This is a genomic window from Novosphingobium capsulatum NBRC 12533 (assembly GCF_001598375.1).
Classification (GTDB): domain Bacteria; phylum Pseudomonadota; class Alphaproteobacteria; order Sphingomonadales; family Sphingomonadaceae; genus Novosphingobium; species Novosphingobium capsulatum.
Genome location: NZ_BCYV01000014.1, coordinates 20,505 through 37,628 on the forward strand (window position 1 = coordinate 20,505; position 17,124 = coordinate 37,628).

Here is a 17,124-nt window from a genome sequence, read left to right on the forward strand (position 1 = left end):
GTTCAGCCAAACACGATGGTCTTGTTGCCATCGACCATCACGCGCCGTTCGATATGCCACGACACCGCGCGGGCCAGCACCTGGCATTCCACGTCACGGCCCAGCGCCACCAGCGTGTCGGGCGCATGGACATGGCTGACGCGGCGCACGTCCTGCTCGATGATCGGCCCTTCATCCAGGTCGGTCGTGACATAGTGCGCGGTGGCGCCGATGATCTTCACCCCGCGCTCGTGCGCCTGGTGATAGGGCTTGGCGCCCTTGAAGCTGGGCAGGAAGCTGTGGTGGATATTGATGCAGCGCCCCGCCACCTTGGCGCAGAGCATCGGCGAGAGTATCTGCATGTAGCGCGCCAGCACCACCAGATCGGGCTGCGTCTCGTCGATCAGCGCGGCAAAGCGGGCTTCCTGCGCGGCTTTGCCATCCGGCTTGGTCGGCAGGTGGTGATAGGGCAGGCCGCTCCATTCGACAAAGCTGCGCATGTCATCATGGTTGGAAACCACGCCGACGATATCGACCGGCAGCAGCCCGGCGCGCCAGCGGTGCAGCAGATCGAACAGGCAGTGCCCGAATTTCGATACCGCCAGCAGCAGGCGCGGGCGTTGGGCCATGTCGTGCAGCGACCAGTCCATGGCAAAGCGATCGGCGATCGGGGCAAAGCGCTGGCGCAGCGTGGCCACATCGGGCAGCGGCGCGCCATCGCCGGCAAACGCGGTGCGCATGGCGAACTGGCCCTTGGTGCCGTTGTTGAAATGATTGGATTCGGTGATCGTGGCCCCCTGTTCCGCCAGGAAGCCGGCCACCGCCGCGACGATGCCGCGCTGATCGGCGCAGCGCAGCAAGAGGGCCTGACCTGGCATGGCCAGCGCCCCCGGATCAACAATTCCGGTCATGCTTTGCATTCCCCCCGGCGGGCCGGCCGTGTGCCGCCCGCGCTTTCACGCCCTGCAAAGGCCGGTCGCCGCGCGTTTTTGGCAAATCACATTTTCGGCCATGGGGATGACATTTTTAGACGCGACGGGATCGCCCTGCGCCACTTACCCATGATGGCGTGACAGGAACCCGATCAACCCGCTGGCCACAGGGCCGCTATTCCGCGCTGGCCTTGCTGCGTGGCGCGCTGGGCGGCCATCGCCACTGGGGCCGTGCCTGGCGCGCGGCAGAGCCACGCGCGAGCTATGACGTGGTGATCATCGGCGGCGGCGCGCACGGCCTGGCCACGGCCTATTACCTGGCGAGCCAGCACGGCATCCGCAATGTGGCGGTGGTGGAAAAAGGCTGGATCGGCGGCGGCAACACCGGCCGCAACACCACGATCGTGCGGTCCAACTATCGCCAGGCCCCGCTGCAGCGTCTGCTCGAGCATTCGCTCAAGCTGTGGGAAGGCCTGTCTGACGAACTGAACTACAACGTCATGTTCTCGCCGCGCGGTGCGCTGTTCCTGGGGCATTCCGATGCCGACATGACGCGTCTGGCCGAACGCGGCGACAGCTTGCGGGCGATGGGCATCGATGCCGAACTGATGGACGTGGATGCGGTGCGCCGCCTGGTGCCGCTGCTCGATTTTTCCCCCCATGCGCGCTGGCCGATCCAGGGCGGGATGATCCAGCATCGCGGCGGCACCGCGCGGCACGATGCCGTGGCCTGGGGCTATGCCCGCGCGGCCGACAACCTGGGCGTGGACGTGATCGAGAATTGCGAGGTGACCGGCTTTGTCCGCGAGGGCGACCGCGTGACCGGCATCGAGACCACGCGCGGCGCAATCGCGGCGGGCAAGGTGGCAATCTGCGTGGCGGGCAACAGCGGCCATGTCGCGGGCCTTGCCGGACTGCGCCTGCCGATCGAAAGCCACACGCTGCAGGCCTATGTCACCGAGCCGGTCAAGCCGATGATCGATACGGTGATCATGTCGCAATCGCTGCACTGCTATATCTCGCAATCCGACAAGGGCGGGATCGTGGCGGGCGGCGATCCCGATGGCTTTCCCAGCTATGCCCAGCGCGGCCAGCCAGTGCGGCTGGAAGATGCGATCGCCCAGGCGATTGCCCTGGTGCCGGCGCTCAGCCGGTTGCGCATGGTGCGCTGCTGGTCGGGCGTGACCGACATGAGCTTTGACGGCTCGCCGATCATCGGCGACCTGCCGCTGCGCAACCTCTATATCAACGGCGGCTGGTGCTATGGCGGGTTCAAGGCGACGCCGGGATCGGGGCATCTCTATGCCCACCACCTCGCCACGGGCCAGCCGCACCCGATCGCCGCGCCGTTCGACCTGCCGCGCTTTGCCCAGGGGCGCACCATCGACGAAGCGGGCGTTGGCCCGATGCCGCAGCACCGCTGAGGGGGAGAGCAGGCCATGATGCTGATCGATTGCCCCCATTGCGGGCCGCGCGCGCAGGAAGAGTTCACCTATGAGCGCACGCGCGACAGCGTGGTGCCGCTCGATGCCGCGCCGGCCGCGGCGATGGCCACGCTCTATGCCCGCGCCAATCCGCGCGGCGAGGAGGACGAGATCTGGCGCCACACCCTGGGTTGCCGTGGCTGGCTGGAACTGCGGCGCCACCGCATGACCCACGCCATCGTGGCAGTGCGCCCGCTGGGCCCGGCGGTGCTGCCATGAGCGGCGCTGCGCTGACGTTCACGTTCGACGGCAAGACCTATGCCGCGCGGCCGGGGCAGACCCTGGCGGCGGCGCTGCTCGACAACGGCGTTGCCGTGGTGGCGCGCAGCTTCAAGTATCACCGCCCGCGCGGCGTGATGGCGGCAGGCGTGGAAGAACCATCGGCGCTGGTCACAGTGGGTGAGGGCGGGCGGGCCGAGCCCAATACCCGCGCCACCGACGTGTTCGTCTATCAAGGCCTGGTGGCGCGCAGCCAGAATGTCTGGCCCAGCCTGGCGTTTGACGTGGGCGCGATCAATGGCCTGGCATCGCGGCTGATCCCGGCAGGCTTTTACTACAAGACCTTTTTCGGGCCGCCGCGCCGCTGGATGGTCTATGAGCGGTTCATCCGCAAGGCCGCTGGCCTGGGCCCGGCACCGGCCGATGCCGATCCCGACAGTTTTGACCACCGCGCCGCGTTTTGTGACGTGCTGGTGGTGGGCGCCGGGCCAGCCGGCCTGGCTGCCGCGCTGGCTGCGACGCAGGCGGGCCAGCGCGTGATGCTGGTGGAGCAGGACAGCGTGCCCGGCGGCGCGCTGCTGCGCGAGGATGTGCGCATCGATGGCGTGGGCGGGCCCGAGTGGGCCGCGCAGGCCGTGGCGCAGATTCGCGCGGGCGGCGGGCGCGTGCTGCTGCGCGCCACGGCGACCGGCTATTGGGATGGCAACCTGGTTTCGGTGGTGCAGCGCCTGGCCGAGCCGGGGCAGGTGCCGGCGGCGGCCGCGCCGGTGCAGCGCCTGTGGAAAGTGCGCTGCGGCAAGGTCTTGCTGGCCACCGGCGCGATCGAGCGGCCGCTGGCCTTTGGCGGCAACGACCGCCCCGGGGTGATGCTGGCGCAGGCCGTGCGCGCCTATGTGCGGCGCCATGGCGTGGTGCCGGGGCGCCGCGCGGTGGTGGCGACCAGCAACGACGATGGTTATCGCACCGCCTTTGCCCTGGCCGATGCCGGGGCGCAGGTGGTGGCGGTGCTCGACAGCCGCGCCGCGCCTGACAGCGCGATCGTCGATCAGGCGCGCGGCCGCTTTGCCGTGCTGACCGATGCCCGGCCGATCGATACCCGCGCGCGGGGCCAGCGGCTGGCCACGGTGATCGCGCAAGTGGGCGGCGGCGAGCAGCGCCTGGCGGCCGATCTGCTGGCGATGTCGGGCGGGTTCACCCCCGTGGCGCATCTGCACAAGCAGGCCGGGGGCGATCTGGCGTGGGACGCGGCGGCCCAAGCCTTTGTGCCCGGCACGGCGCGGCAGGCGCAGGCCAGCATCGGCGCGGCGGCGGGCGGGCACGACCTGGCCGCGATCCTGGCGCAGGGCTGGGCCGCGGGCAGCGGCGGGGCGCCGCGCGGCTTTGCCGTGGACGATCCGCTGGGCATGGGCACGCCGGCCGGCGCGGCCGAGGTGCCGCAGGCCGCGCGCGGCAAGGCCTTTGTCGATTTCCAGAACGATGTGACGCTCAGCGATATCGATCTGGCCTGGCGCGAAGGCTATCGCTCGGTCGAGCATCTCAAGCGCTATACCACGCTGGGCATGGGCACCGACCAGGGCAAGACCGGCAATATGGCGGCGCTGGCCCGGCTGGCCCAGGCGCAGGGCGTGGATATTCCGCAGGCCGGGCTGACCACGTTTCGTCCGCCCTATACGCCCACCACGCTGGGCGCGTTTGCCGGGGCGGCGGTGGGCGAGCATGCCGGGCCAGTGCGGCGCCTGCGCCTGCACCAGGCGCACGATGATCTGGGCGCGGCGTGGCAGCCGGTGGGCTATTGGTTTCGCCCGCGCAGCTATCCACGCGCCGGGGAAAGCCTGGGCGCGGCATCGCTGCGCGAGGCGCGCATGGTGCGGCAAAGCCTGGGCATGGTGGATGTTTCCACGCTGGCCACGTTCGAGGTGAGTGGCCCGGATGCCGCCGCGTTGCTCGAAATGGCCTGCGCCACCACGATCGGCCGCCTGGGGGTGGGGCGCGGGCGCTATACCGTGATGCTGCGCGAAGATGGCCTGGTGATGGACGATGGCACCGCCTGGCGCCTGGCCGAGCAGCGCTATCTCCTCACCAGTTCGACCGGCGGGGCAGACCGCATGGCGCAGCACCTGTCGTGGTTGCGCAACGTGATGGCGCCGCATTTGAAGGTCAGCGTGGTCAACGTGCAGGAGCATCTGGGCGCGGTGGCGCTGGCCGGGCCACAAGCGGCGCGCGTGCTGGCCGGGCTGACCGGTGCGGAAGCACCGGCGCACATGCGCTGTACCCGCGCGGTGCTGGCCGGGGTGGACGTGCTGATCCTGGCGGCAAGCTATAGCGGGGAGCGCGCGTTCGAGGTCTATGCCCCTGGGCACCAGCTGCGCGCGGTGTGGAATGCGCTGCACGGCGCGGCGGTGGCGGCCGGTGGCGGCGCCTATGGCCTCGATGCCATGGACCACTTGCGCGTGGAAAAGGGCCACGTGGTGATTGGCGCTGAAGTGGACGGGCGCGTCAGCGCGCACGACATTGGCCTGGGCGGTATGCTGCGCAAGAGCGGCGGTTTTGTTGGCTGGCAGGGGCAGCAGCGCCTGGCGATCGCCACGGCCAGCGGGCGGCGCCAGCTGGTAGGCCTGACGGTGATCGGCGGCCAGGCCCTGCCCGAAGGCGCGATGCTGGTGACACAGGAAGGGCAGGAACCGCTGGGCCATGTCACCACCGCCGCGCCGCGCGTGGCGGGCGAGGGCTGGATCGGCCTGGCGCTGTTGAGCGATGGCAGGGCCCGCGATGGGCAGGAACTGCTCGCCTGGTCGGCCACGCGAAACCTGCGCGTGCCGGTGCGGGTGTGTGATCCGGTGTTCTATGACCGTGAAGGGGCGCGTTATCGTGATTGAGCTTTCGGTTCACGATGCCGCCGATGTACTGGCGCTGGAGCTGTGGGATACTGCTGGTGCGCCTGCGGTGGCGCAGGCGCTGGGCTTTGCCCTGCCGCCGGCCGGGCGCAGCGCCGGCGATGATCAGCGGCGCGCCATGCGTTTTGAACCCACGGTGTGGCTGGTGGAAGGCGCCGCGATCGACCGCGCCGCGCTGGACGCGGCCGTGGCGGATCATGGCGCAGTGACGCCGATTGGCGGCGGGTTGGTGCGGGTGCGGCTGGTGGGTGCCGCCTGGCGCGGCCTGCTGATGCACGATGGCGTGTTCGATGCCGAAAATCCCGCGTTTGCGCCGGGCTGTACGGCCGCCACGGTAATCGCGCATGTGGCGGTGCGCCTCAACGTGGTGGCGCCCGATCGCTGCGACGCGCTGGTGCCGGCGAGCCTCGCCGATGGCCTGATCGCGCGCTGGCGCGAGGTGGCGGCAAGGGTAGATACGCCGGCATGACCCTGCGAAGGTGAAAGGATTAGGCACAAGAGACTGGATTGTATCGCATTGATCTCGTCATCCCGGGCTTGACCCGGGATCCCGCTGCCTGTTCCTGCGAGAAGGCAAGAAAGCGGGACCCCGGGTCAAGCCCGGGGTGACGGAATTGCGATAAATTCGGGTTTTGCCATGCTGGGCGAACGAGAACAGAGCCAGTGGCCGGGGAGAAAAGACAATGCGCGATGGTGAGGCAATGCTGGCCCCGGTTCCGCCCGTGATGGGTGCGCGCGGGCCTGCGCCTGTGGCATCGGCCCGGCAATGGTATGTGCTGGTGCTGCTGTCGCTGGTCTATGCGATGAACATTGCCGATCGCTATGTCATCACCACGGTGATGGAATCGATCCGGCTCGATCTCAAGCTGACCGATTCGGGCGTGGCCCTGCTCACCGGCGTGGCGCTGGCGCTGTTCTATGTGACGATCGGCATTCCGGTGTCGGCGCTGGCCGATCGCTTCAACCGGCGCAATATCATTTCCGGCGCGCTGCTGCTGTGGTCGGGCCTGACCATTCTGACCGGGCTGTCTGCTACCTTTGGGCAGATGCTGCTGGCGCGCATTGGCGTGGGCATTGGCGAAAGCGGCGGCACCCCGCCATCCACCTCGATGCTGGCAGACTATTTCCGGCCGGCGCAGCGACCGGCGGCGCTGACCGTCTATGCCCTGGGGTCGTGCCTGGGGGCATGGATCGGCGCGGACGTGGCCGGGCGTGTGGCCGATCTCTATGGCTGGCGCCATGCGTTCCTGGCGCTGGGCGTGCCCGGCGTGGTGCTGGCGGCGCTGATTTTCCTGACCGTGCGCGAGCCGCGCCGCGGGGCGATGGATGCGCCGCGTGCAGCCGACGCCGCACCTGCCGCGCCGCGCCTGCCCTTGTTGCGCGCGCTGGCGTTCCTGCTGCGCCAGCGCGCCACCATGCACCTGATGATGGGCGGCGCGGTGACGGCGCTGTGGGGCTGGGGCCTGATGTGGTGGACGCCCACCTATCTGCAGCGCGCCTATGGCCTGACGGCGGGCCAGGCGGGAGAGATCCTGGGGCCGATGCACCTGATCGCCGGCAGCCTGGCAACCGTGGCCACGGCCGTGCTGATGGCCAGCAAGGCCATGGCCGATCCGCGCCGCGTGCTGATCCTGATGGCGGTGGTGGTGGCGGTGATCACCGTGCCATCGTTCTTCATCTTCTGGACGCATGATCTGGGCGTGGCCAAGCTGTGTCTGTGGCTGTTCGTGCCGGCGATGTATTTCTATATCGGCCCTTCGTTCGGACTGTTGCAGAACGTGGTGCCCGCGCAGATGCGCGCCACGGCCTGTGCGCTCACGCTGCTCATGGCCAATATCGCCAACCTGGTGATCGCGCCGCAGTTCGTCGGCCTGGTCAGCGATCATATGGCCGGTGGCCATGGCGCCGATGCCGCATCGCTGCGCATCGCGCTGCTGATCCTGGCGCCCACCGGCCTGTGGGCGGCATGGCATTACTGGGCCGCGACGCGCAATATCCTGGCTGAACAGGCGCGCGCCACCGCCGGTGACCACGCCGCCTAACGCGGGTTTGGCGGCGCGGCGGCGCGCAATTCGGCAATCAGGCTGGCTTTCATCAGCTTGCCGGTGGGCTCGCGCGGGAGAGTGTCGCGAAACAGGATGCGCTTGGGCGTCTTGATCGCGCCGAGGCCGGCGCGGGCAAAGGCGGTGAGGCTGGCGGCCAGGGCATCGTCGGCCACGGTGCCTGGCGCCGGCTGGATCACGGCGACGGCCACTTCGCCCAGGTCGACATCGGGCGCGCTGACCACGGCGACATCGGCCACGGCATCATGGCCGATCAGCAGGTTTTCGATCTCTTGCGGGTAGATGTTGACCCCGCCCGAGATGATCATGAAATGCTTGCGGTCGGTCAGATAGAGGAACCCATCGGCATCGAGATAGCCGATATCGCCCAGAGTCGCCCAGCCCTGGGGCGAAAGCGCGGCGGCGGTCTTCGCCGGATCGTTGTGATAGGCAAAGGCCGGGCCATTGGCGAAATAGACATTGCCCGGCGTGCCGATGGGCAGTTCGTGGCCATCATCGTCAAGGATATGCACCTCGCCCAGCACGGCCCGGCCCACTGATCCGGGATGGCTGAGCCATTCGGCGGCGCTGAGCGCGGTGATCCCGCAGGTTTCGGTGCCCGAATAGTATTCGTGCACGATCGGCCCCCACCAATCGATCATCGCCTGCTTGACCGTCACCGGGCAGGGCGCCCCGGCGTGGATCGCCGCGCGCAGCGATGACAGATCGTGCCGCGCCCGCTGCGCCGGATCGAGCTTGAGCAGGCGTACGAAATGGGTGGGCACCCAGGTGCCATGCGTCACGCGCCAGCGCTCCACCAGGGCGAGCGCGGCCAGGGCATCGAACTTGTCCATCACCACCACGGTGCCGCCGAGGCGGTGGATGGTCATCGCCCAGCGCAGCGGCGCGGCATGATAGAGCGGCGAGGTGGAGAGATAGACGGTGTCTGCCGCCATGCCATACAGCGCCTGCCCCATGTTCACCAGCGGCGTGGGATCGCCCAGCACGCCATCGGGCAAGGCCGGCTTGACCCCCTTGGGCCGCCCCGTGGTGCCCGAGGAATAGAGCATGTCGGTGCCCGGGCTTTCATCACCCACCGGGGCAGCGGGCATGGCCTCCACCAGCGGCGCCCAGCCGGGCAGGCCATTGCCGCCCGCGCCGGTCAGCAGCACGGTAACCGCCGTGCCCTGCGCGGCGAGCAACTGCGCCACCTGCGCTGCCAGGGGGGCGAGGGCATCGGCCACCACCAGCAGCTTGGCGCCGCTGTCGGCGACGATATAGGCAGCGTCTGCCGGGCTGAGCCGGGTGGAGATGCTGGTAAGATAAAGCCCGCTGCGCTCTGCCGCCCAGCCAATGGTGAACACCTCGGCCGTGTTGTGCAGCATGACCGCGATCACGTCTCCGCGCGCCAGGCCCAGCCGGCGCAGCGCCTGCGCGCCCTGGTTTGCTGCAGCCTCGAGTGCAGCATAGGTCAGCACGGGCGGCTGGCCGGCCGTGGCATCGGCAAAGATGCAGGCGGCCTTGTCGGGGCTGGTCTGGGCGTGGGCGCGGGGGTGAAACACCGGTGATTCCTCTTCCATGACGGGCGCCGGGGTCGCTGCCCTGGCCGTTGCCACCGACAAGCCGCTCCACGCGCGATCAGGCAAGCGCAGAGCAGGAAATGCACAAATCGGCGACAACCACGACTAAAGCCAGTGCCGCGCCGCGCGGCTAGAACAGGCAAATGAGGACAGCGGCCCCGGCACTGGCCTGGTGCCGCTGTCTTCACGCCAACAACAAGAATGACCCGGCCCAAGCAGGACGGGAGGAGAGGAATCATGAAGGCATCTGCCCGCGCGCAGTTTCACGTCTTGGCCAGCCTTGCAGCGCTGGCCGCCGCCACCGCCGCGCCGCGCGTCGCGCTGGCCCAGGATGCCCCAGTCGCCCAGGATGCTGCACCCACGCCGGCGCCGCCCGTTGGCGAAATCGTGGTGACGGCGCAGCGCCGCGCGCAATCGGTGATGGACGTGCCGCTGGCGATTTCGGCGGTTTCGGCGCAGGGCCTGGTGGCCAAGGGCGTGACCAATTCGGCCAACCTGGCCCAGGCGGTGCCCAATCTGCAGGTCAGCACCAATTTCGGCGCGGCGCAGCCCAATTTCTCGATGCGCGGCATTTCGGTGGCCAACGAATACAATTCCAACCAGGTTTCCCCCGTGGGCGTCTATATGGACGACGTCTATCTCGCCGCGCGCGCCAGCCATGGCATGGGCCTGTTCGATCTCGATCGCGTGGAAGTGCTGCGCGGGCCGCAGGGCACGCTGTTTGGCCGCAACACCACCGGCGGGGCGATCAACTTCATCACCCGCGCGCCCTCGCTTTCGGGCAGCAATGGCTATGCCGAAGTGGGCTATGGCAACTTCAACACCTTTACTGCGCAGGGTGCGGCCGAAACCACCCTGGCCGATGACCAGGTGGGCCTGCGCGCGGCCGTCAACTATGTGAAGGGTGACGGGCAGATCCACAACGTCTATCCCGGCGGCCGCGATGCGATGAGCCTGGATACCCTGCAAGGCCGCGTGGCCCTGCGCATCAAGCCGACCGGGTCTGGCCTCGACATCAAGATCCGCGCCTATGCCGGGCGTGACAATCCCGTGGGCGCCGGCACGATCGGCCTGCAGGCAGCCCGCACCGGGCTGGGCTTCTTCGAGGTGAACGAAAAGAACCTGGGCGATTTCCGCACCCGCGCCTGGGGCGTGGCCGCCAACGTTTCCTATGAACTCTCGCCCGCCGTCACGCTTACCTCGATCACGTCATACGATGGTGGCAGCCTGGACATGGGGCAGAATGCCGATGGCGCGCCGGCCGATATTCTCTTCATCAACTGGAAATCCAATTTCCGCCAGTTCGCCGAAGAAGCGCGCGTCAACTATTCGTCTGACAAACTCAAGCTGGTGGCGGGCGTGTTCTATGGCTGGGACCGCACGATCACCGACAACGATTTCAACATCGGTAGCGCGCTGGCGCCGGGTGTGAACGGCGGCTTTTTCCAGCACTTTCGCCAGAGCCGCTTTTCCATGGCCGGGTTCACCCAGGGCGATTACAGCCTGACGCGCAGCCTCACGCTGACGCTCGGCGGGCGCTACACCTCGGACAAGGCGCGCTATCGCGATGGCTATGCCTATCTCTTTGCCGGCGGGTTCGGCGCGGGCGAAACGCCGCTGGCCACGACTGTGCCATGCGCAACCGGGCCGGGCACCTGCGCCTATGATCCCAACGCGCGCTACAACCTTGATGGCAACAACAACGCCTTCACCGGCCGCGCCGCGCTCAGCTACAAGTGGGACAGCGGGCTGCTCGGCTATGTCAGCTATAACCGGGGCTATCGCTCCGGCGCGTTCAACGGCGGTTCCTATACCTCTTCGGCGGGGATCAACTTCGTCAAGCCCGAGACGGTCAACGCCTATGAAGTGGGGCTCAAGGGCCGGCTGTTTGACCGCACGCTGTCGTTCTCGACCGCGGCATTCTATTACGACTATTCCAACCAGCAGCTGCAGGACACGCGCCCCGGCCCGGTTTCGATCCTGGTCAATGCGCCCAAGTCGGAAATCTATGGCGCGGAAGGCGAGTTTACCTGGACGCCGAGCACGCGCTTTTCGATCAACGGGTCGGTGGGCCTGCTGCATGCCACGTACAAGGAACTGACGCTCCAGGGCACCAACCTCGCCGGCAACGACCTGCCGTTTGCCCCGCACGTGACCGCGCAACTCGGTGCCGATATCGTGCTGCTCGACAATGGGCCCGATCGCGTGACGCTGTCGCCCAACGTGGCCTATGCCGGGCACCAGTATTTCACGCCGTTCAACCTGACCAATGCTGCCGGCACGGCGCAGAACAACGCCGAATTGCAGCAGGACGCCAATGCCAAGGTGAACGGCCAGATCACCTGGCAGCACGCCAACCTGCAACTGCGGGCATGGATCAAGAACGCCTTCAACGCGCGCACTTATGCCTATGGGCTCGATCTGCGCGGCGCGGGCTTCCCCTACAACTTCCTGGTGCAATCGGCCCCGCGCACGTTCGGCGCCAGCGCCAGGGTCACGTTCTGATGCAGGATACCCCGGCCATGACCACAGCGACCAGCACCCGGCCCGATTTCAAGAACCCCGATCTCTATGTAGCCGGGGTGCCGCACGACCTGTTTGCCCAGGTGCGCGCGGATGAGCCGGTCTATTGGAATGCGGAAGCGGACGGGCCGGGGTTCTGGGCGGTGTTGCGCTATGCCGATATCGTCGAGGTATCGCGCCAGCCGCTGCTCTATTCCTCGGCCTATGCCAATGGCGGCCACCGCATTTTCAACGAAAACGAGGTGGGCCTGACCGGGGCGGGCGAAAGCGCGATCGGCGTTCCCTTCATCTCGATCGATCCGCCGGTGCACACGCAGTATCGCAAGTTCATGATGCCGGCGGTGGCGCCGGGCCGCCTGGCCGGGATCGAGGAGCGCATTACCGAGCGCTGCCGCGCCCTGCTTGATGCTATACCGCTGGGTGAGCCGGTGGACCTGGTTCAGGCCCTGTCGGCGCCCCTGCCGCTGATGACGCTGTGCGAGCTGTTCGATCTGCCGCCCGAGATCGGCTGGCATGATCTTTATGACTGGACCAACGCCTTTGTCGGCGAGGATGACCCCGAGTTCCGCCAGAGCCCGGAGCAGATGGCGCAAGTGCTCGGCAGTTTCTTTGCCCTGATGCAGACGCTGTTCGACACGCGGCGCCACCAGCCCGGCGCCGATCTGGCGACGCTGCTCGCCAATGCCGAGATCAACGGGCAGCCGGTGCAGTTTCGCGATTTCTTGGGCAATATGATCCTGGCGCTGGTCGGCGCCAACGAGACGACGCGCAATTCGTTGAGCCACACCGTGGTGAACTTTGCCGCCCATCCCGCGCAGTGGCAGATGGTGCGCGATGATCCGGCGATCCTGGCCACGGCGGTGCGCGAAATGGTGCGCCATGCCAGCCCGGTGATGCACATGCGCCGCACCGCCACCGCCGATACCGTGCTGGGCGGCCAGGCCATCGCCAAGGGTGACAAGGTGGTGCTGTGGTACACCGCCGCCAACCGCGACGAAAGCGTGTTTGCCGATCCCGACACCTTTGACATCACGCGTGGAAATATCCAGCATCTGGCATTCGGCAGCGGCCAGCACGTGTGCATCGGTTCGCGGCTGGCCGAGATGCAATTGCGGGTGGCGTTTCGCCTGCTGGCGGAGCGGGTCAAAGGGTTCGAGCTGGTTTCGGCCCCGCGCCGGTTCCGTTCCAACTTCATCAACGGGCTCAAGAACCTGGACGTGAAGCTGGTGGCAGGATGAAGCAGGCGGCACCGCAAGGCGGGAGAGATGGGATGCAGGAATTGCCGCGTTTCAATCCGGCGGGCACCAACGAGGCGATCATTTCCGATGCGCTGGGGCGTGGCCCAGACATGCAGCTGGGCTCGCGCGAGGATGGCTGGCAGCTGTGCCGCTGGCGCCAGTTCGTCGGCTCCTACACCGTGCCCGCGCTGCCCGAGCCGCTCTATACCATGCATATCGCCGGGCAGCAGCACAACCGCACCTGGCTCAACGGCGGGTGGAGCGAGCATGCCTCGATGCCCGGCTGCGCCACGATCGTGCCGTCGGGCCAGCAGACCGGCTGGCTGGTGGATGGCGAACTCGACGTGGTGACGCTGAGCGTGTCGTCGCAGCAGTTGCAGCGGGCGCCGGCGGCCGACCAGTTCCGCACCATGCGCTTTGCCTTTTCCGATCCGCTGGGCGCGGCGTTGACGCGGCAGGTGCTGTCCGAACTCTATGCCCCGCAAAGCGCGGAGCGCGAGGTCTATATCGGCGCGCTGGTCAATGCGCTGAAAGCCCATATCCTGCGCGGGGCCAATTCGGTGACGGCGCAGGATATCCCGATTTCCTCGTTCTCGTCCTATCGCATTCACCATGTGATGAACGCGATCCTGCAAAAACCCGAGGCGCAGCATTCGCTGGAAGAAATGTCGGCCGTGGCAGGCCTGACGCCATCGCATTTCTGCCGCGTATTCCGCAAGGCCACCGGCCTTTCGCCGCACCAGTATGTGATGAAGACCCGCCTGGATAAGGCGCAGCAGATGCTGCACCAGAGCGACCTTTCCATTGCCGCCATTTCCGAAAGCCTGGGCTTTACCAGCCAGAGCCATTTCACCCGCGCCTTTCGCCAGTTCACCGGCGAGGCGCCCAGCGATTTCCGCAAACGCACCAGGAATTGAACGCCTCATGACGATGCAGCCCGGCTTTGCCGATCTTGCCCTGCCGGACCTGCGCCTGCGGGTGGGAGATGATATCCTGCCCGCGAACGGCGCGGTCGATGTGGAAGACCCGAGCACCGGCGCCACTGTGGCGCAAGTGCCGCTGGCCGGCGATGCGGCGGTTGATGCCGCCGTGGCTGCCGCGCGCGCCGCGCTGGTGGCGCCGGCCTGGCGCGACCTGGCCCCGCTGGCGCGCGAGCGGCTGCTGCACCGCCTGGCCGATGCGATGGAGGCAGACCTGCCGCGCCTGGCCGCGCTGGAAGCGCTCGATACCGGCAAGCCGCTGACAATGGCCGAAACGGTGGACATCCCCTCGGCCATTGCCTGGCTGCGCTGCTATGCCGGGTGGCCATCCAAGCTGGCCGGGCGGGCGGGCACGCTGAGCGCCACGCCGGGGGATTATCACGTCTATACCCGGCGCGAACCGGTGGGCGTGGTCGCGGCGATCACGCCGTGGAATTTCCCGCTGGTTCTGGCGATGTGGAAGATTGCCCCGGCGCTGGCGGCCGGCTGCACGCTGATCCTCAAGCCGGCGGCGGAAACCCCGCTGTCGGCGCTGCGCCTGGCCGAACTGGCCCGCGCGGTGGGCTTTCCCCCTGGCGTGTTTACCGTGCTGACTGGCGATGGCGCCACGGGCGCGGCGCTGTCGCGCCATCCCGGCGTGGCCAAGGTGGCGTTCACCGGCTCCACCGCCACGGGCGGGGCGATCCTGGCGGCGAGCGTGCCCGATTTCAAGCGCGTGACGCTGGAACTGGGCGGCAAGTCTCCTTCCATCGTCTGCGCCGACGCTGATCTGGCCAAGGCGATCCCGCAGGTGGCGATGGGCTGTTTCTTCAACAGCGGGCAGATCTGCTATGCCGGGTCGCGCGCCTATGTGCACCGCTCGATCTATGACCAGGTGCTCGATGGGCTGGCCGATGTTGGCGCCGCGCTGCGCCTGGGGCCGAGCGCCGATCGCGAGAGCCAGCTTGGCCCGCTGGTGAGCGCGCGGCAGCAGGCGCGCGTGGCCGGCTTTGTCGCGCGCGCACGGGAGGCTGGCATTGCCGCGGTGGAACGCCGTGTGACGCTGCCGGAAACCGGGCATTTCCTGGCGCCGACCGTGCTGCGCGATGTGCCACCCGATGCCGAGGTGGCGCGCGAAGAGGTGTTTGGCCCCGTCTTGGCAGTGACCGCGTTCGACGACCTGGACGAGGCGATCGCGCTGTCCAACGACAGCGCCTATGGCCTGGCCGCGCATGTGTGGACGCGCGACCATGCCACCGCGCACCATGCCGCAGCGCGGCTGGAGGCCGGCACGGTCTTTGCCAACTGCATCCTGGTGGCCGATCCCGCCTTTCCCTTTGGCGGGATGAAGGCATCGGGCATCGGCCGTGAAAACGGCAGCGAAGTGCTCGACGCCTATCTCGAACCCAAATCCGTGATCATGGCGCTGTAAGGCGCCGCGAAAGGACGATGCCGATGAAGATTACCGCAGCCCTGGCCGTGGCGCCGCACAGCGATTTCAGCGTGGAAACGGTGGACCTGGGCGCGCCCCAGGCCAACGAGGTGCTGGTGCGCATTGCCGGGGTGGGGCTGTGCCACACCGACCTGGTGTTTCGCGATCAGTTCGTGCCGCTGCCGCTGCCGGCCGTGCTGGGCCATGAAGGCGCCGGCGTGGTGGAGGCGGTGGGCAGCGCGGTGACCGACCTGGTGCCCGGCGACACGGTGGTGCTGGGCTTTTCCAGCTGCGGTCACTGCCCGCGCTGCGCCGAGCATCTGCCCAGCTATTGCCGCGAGTTCGTGCCGCGCAACTATGCCGGGGCGCGGCCCGATGGCACCAGCCCGATCAGCCGCGATGGCAGTGCGGTAACGGCGGTGTTCTTTGGCCAATCCTCGTTCGCCAGCCACGCCATTGCCGATCGGCGCAACGTGGTAAAAGTGGCGGCGGGCGATGACCTGGCGATCATGGGGCCACTCGGCTGCGGCCTGCAGACCGGGGCCGGCGCGGTGCTACGCTCGCTCGATTGCCCGGCGGGCAGCACGCTGGCGGTGTTTGGCGGCGGGCCGGTGGGCCTGGCGGCAGTGATGGCCGCGCGCTATCGCGGGTGCAGCCGGATCATCCTGGTAGAGCCAGTGGCGGCGCGGCGCGCACTGGGCCTGGAGCTTGGCGCGACCGACGTGATCGACCCGGGCGAGGGTGACGTGGCCGCCGCGATCCGCGCGCTGCTGCCCGATGGCGTGGATTTTGCCGTGGAAAGCAGCGGCCGGGTGGCGGTGATGGAAACAGCATTGGCGAGCCTCGCCAGCCGGGGCGCGCTGGGCTTGGTTGGCGTGCCGCCGCGCGCCGAAGATGCCCTGGCGATCAACATTGCCGGCATGATCACCTTTGGCCATCGCGTGATCGGGATTATCGAGGGGGACAGCGACCTGCAGGGCTTCATCCCCGAACTCGTCGCGCTGTATCGCGCCGGGCATTTCCCGTTCGATCGGCTGATCAAGACCTATCCCCTGGCGCAGATCAACGAGGCGGTTGCTGCGCAGCATCGCGGCGAATGCGTCAAGGCGGTGCTGATTCCCTAGCCCTGTGCCTCCTAACCCTGGGGCGGCGCCTCGCGCAGCAAGGGGACCAGCACATTGTTGAGATCATCGAGATCGAAGGCGCCGGCCTTGGCATAGCGAACCACGCCGGCGCGATCGATCACGAAGTTGGTCGGCACGCCGGTGAGCGGGGCATAGGGCCCCTTGAGCGTGCGCACTGCCGGAATGTGCATGACTGCAAACAGCTTTTTCAGCTGATAATTCGGCAGCGAATCCTCGGTCGTTACGGCAAAGACGCGCAACCCGTGCTTTTGCTGCAGGGCATAATATTGATCGAGCAGGGGCAATTCCGCCTTGCACGGGCCGCACCAGGTGGCCCAGAAATTCAGGACCACGACCTGGCCCTTGAGATCGGCGAGCGACAGCTTGGTGCCATCGATCAGGCGCAGGTCAAACGGCGGGGCGGGCTGGCCGACCACGGGGTCTTTGGCCAGCGCCGGCGCGGTTGGCGCAAACGCCGTGGCGGCAAGCAGGGCGGCGGCGCCAGCCATGGCCAGGCGGCGCGGAACGGCAAAGCGGATCGGCATCATCTCGGTTCCTGTTGGTGCGCGCGGTGCCGGTGCCCCCGGTCGCCCGCGCAGACTGTCACACCGCGCCGATTGTCGCCAGTCTTGCCGCTGATATTCCCACCGTTTCGGCACAAATCTCGTCCCGCGCAGATGGGCGTTGCAAGCATGGCGATTTTGCTTGTTCTTACACT

The 17,124-nt window shown here is 67.8% G+C and carries 13 protein-coding genes; 10 read left to right on the plus strand and 3 right to left on the minus strand.

Features of this window, described 5'->3' with window-relative positions; genetic code table 11:
* Positions 1-2 precede the first annotated feature (2 nt).
* Positions 3-890 (minus strand): formyltetrahydrofolate deformylase, encoded by an 888-nt coding sequence (gene purU, locus SCA01S_RS13740; RefSeq protein WP_051146502.1) that lies wholly within the window; start codon positions 888-890, stop codon positions 3-5.
* A gap of 158 nt (positions 891-1,048) precedes the next feature.
* Here purU and SCA01S_RS13745 point away from each other — a divergent pair, with 158 nt between their 5' ends.
* The 5 genes from SCA01S_RS13745 to SCA01S_RS13765 all read left to right on the plus strand — a co-directional run bounded on the left by SCA01S_RS13745 (position 1,049) and on the right by SCA01S_RS13765 (position 7,550).
* Entirely contained in the window at positions 1,049-2,335 is a 1,287-nt protein-coding gene (locus SCA01S_RS13745; protein ID WP_062786484.1) for a sarcosine oxidase subunit beta family protein, read from the plus strand.
* A 15-nt stretch (positions 2,336-2,350) separates the two neighbouring features.
* Entirely contained in the window at positions 2,351-2,614 is a 264-nt protein-coding gene (locus tag SCA01S_RS13750) for a sarcosine oxidase subunit delta (RefSeq protein ID WP_022678459.1), read from the plus strand.
* Positions 2,611-5,490 carry a 2Fe-2S iron-sulfur cluster-binding protein gene (locus SCA01S_RS13755; RefSeq protein WP_062786487.1) on the plus strand — a complete coding sequence of 960 codons (2,880 nt, stop codon included), beginning with the start codon at positions 2,611-2,613 and terminating at the stop codon, positions 5,488-5,490. Before SCA01S_RS13750 ends, SCA01S_RS13755 begins: the two co-directional genes overlap by 4 nt.
* Positions 5,483-5,977 carry a sarcosine oxidase subunit gamma family protein gene (locus tag SCA01S_RS13760; protein WP_167542903.1) on the plus strand — a complete coding sequence of 165 codons (495 nt, stop codon included), beginning with the start codon at positions 5,483-5,485 and terminating at the stop codon, positions 5,975-5,977. The genes SCA01S_RS13755 and SCA01S_RS13760 overlap by 8 nt, the downstream gene beginning before the upstream one ends.
* Before the next feature lie 256 nt (positions 5,978-6,233).
* Positions 6,234-7,550: a spinster family MFS transporter gene (locus SCA01S_RS13765; RefSeq protein ID WP_412103068.1), complete on the plus strand. Its 1,317-nt coding sequence runs from the start codon at positions 6,234-6,236 to the stop codon at positions 7,548-7,550.
* Here SCA01S_RS13765 and SCA01S_RS13770 read toward each other — a convergent pair.
* Positions 7,547-9,130, minus strand: a complete 1,584-nt coding sequence (locus SCA01S_RS13770; protein WP_062786495.1) for an AMP-binding protein — start codon at positions 9,128-9,130, stop codon at positions 7,547-7,549. The genes SCA01S_RS13765 and SCA01S_RS13770 overlap by 4 nt on opposite strands.
* Before the next feature lie 237 nt (positions 9,131-9,367).
* Here SCA01S_RS13770 and SCA01S_RS13775 point away from each other — a divergent pair, with 237 nt between their 5' ends.
* Genes SCA01S_RS13775 through SCA01S_RS13795 form a run of 5 tightly spaced genes read left to right on the plus strand, consistent with a single transcriptional unit; the run spans position 9,368 to position 16,406 of the window.
* Positions 9,368-11,635, plus strand: a complete 2,268-nt coding sequence (locus tag SCA01S_RS13775; RefSeq protein WP_062786498.1) for a TonB-dependent receptor — start codon at positions 9,368-9,370, stop codon at positions 11,633-11,635.
* A gap of 17 nt (positions 11,636-11,652) precedes the next feature.
* Positions 11,653-12,891: a cytochrome P450 gene (locus tag SCA01S_RS13780; RefSeq protein WP_062786800.1), complete on the plus strand. Its 1,239-nt coding sequence runs from the start codon at positions 11,653-11,655 to the stop codon at positions 12,889-12,891.
* A gap of 32 nt (positions 12,892-12,923) precedes the next feature.
* A complete protein-coding gene (locus tag SCA01S_RS13785; protein ID WP_022676838.1) occupies positions 12,924-13,808 on the plus strand; it encodes a helix-turn-helix domain-containing protein in 885 nt (294 codons plus the stop codon).
* Positions 13,809-13,815: 7 nt separating this feature from the next.
* The gene (locus SCA01S_RS13790) at positions 13,816-15,282 is read left to right on the plus strand and encodes an aldehyde dehydrogenase family protein (protein WP_218016411.1); all 1,467 of its coding nucleotides are present in this window, start codon (positions 13,816-13,818) and stop codon (positions 15,280-15,282) included.
* 23 nt (positions 15,283-15,305) lie between these two features.
* The gene (locus tag SCA01S_RS13795) at positions 15,306-16,406 is read left to right on the plus strand and encodes an NAD(P)-dependent alcohol dehydrogenase (RefSeq protein ID WP_062786501.1); all 1,101 of its coding nucleotides are present in this window, start codon (positions 15,306-15,308) and stop codon (positions 16,404-16,406) included.
* An 11-nt stretch (positions 16,407-16,417) separates the two neighbouring features.
* On the opposite strand, the gene SCA01S_RS13800 is transcribed toward SCA01S_RS13795, so the two are convergent.
* The gene (locus SCA01S_RS13800) at positions 16,418-16,954 is read right to left on the minus strand and encodes a TlpA family protein disulfide reductase (protein WP_022677949.1); all 537 of its coding nucleotides are present in this window, start codon (positions 16,952-16,954) and stop codon (positions 16,418-16,420) included.
* Positions 16,955-17,124 lie beyond the last annotated feature (170 nt).

Coding starts and splice junctions, on each gene's coding strand:
- SCA01S_RS13755 (WP_062786487.1), top strand. CDS start 2,611: ATGAGCGGCGCTGCGCTGACGTTCACGTTCGACGGCAAGACCTATGCC.
- SCA01S_RS13795 (WP_062786501.1), top strand. CDS start 15,306: ATGAAGATTACCGCAGCCCTGGCCGTGGCGCCGCACAGCGATTTCAGC.
- SCA01S_RS13775 (WP_062786498.1), top strand. CDS start 9,368: ATGAAGGCATCTGCCCGCGCGCAGTTTCACGTCTTGGCCAGCCTTGCA.
- SCA01S_RS13770 (WP_062786495.1), bottom strand. CDS start 9,130: ATGGAAGAGGAATCACCGGTGTTTCACCCCCGCGCCCACGCCCAGACC.
- purU (WP_051146502.1), bottom strand. CDS start 890: ATGACCGGAATTGTTGATCCGGGGGCGCTGGCCATGCCAGGTCAGGCC.
- SCA01S_RS13765 (WP_412103068.1), top strand. CDS start 6,234: ATGGGTGCGCGCGGGCCTGCGCCTGTGGCATCGGCCCGGCAATGGTAT.
- SCA01S_RS13790 (WP_218016411.1), top strand. CDS start 13,816: ATGACGATGCAGCCCGGCTTTGCCGATCTTGCCCTGCCGGACCTGCGC.
- SCA01S_RS13785 (WP_022676838.1), top strand. CDS start 12,924: ATGCAGGAATTGCCGCGTTTCAATCCGGCGGGCACCAACGAGGCGATC.
- SCA01S_RS13780 (WP_062786800.1), top strand. CDS start 11,653: ATGACCACAGCGACCAGCACCCGGCCCGATTTCAAGAACCCCGATCTC.
- SCA01S_RS13800 (WP_022677949.1), bottom strand. CDS start 16,954: ATGATGCCGATCCGCTTTGCCGTTCCGCGCCGCCTGGCCATGGCTGGC.
- SCA01S_RS13750 (WP_022678459.1), top strand. CDS start 2,351: ATGATGCTGATCGATTGCCCCCATTGCGGGCCGCGCGCGCAGGAAGAG.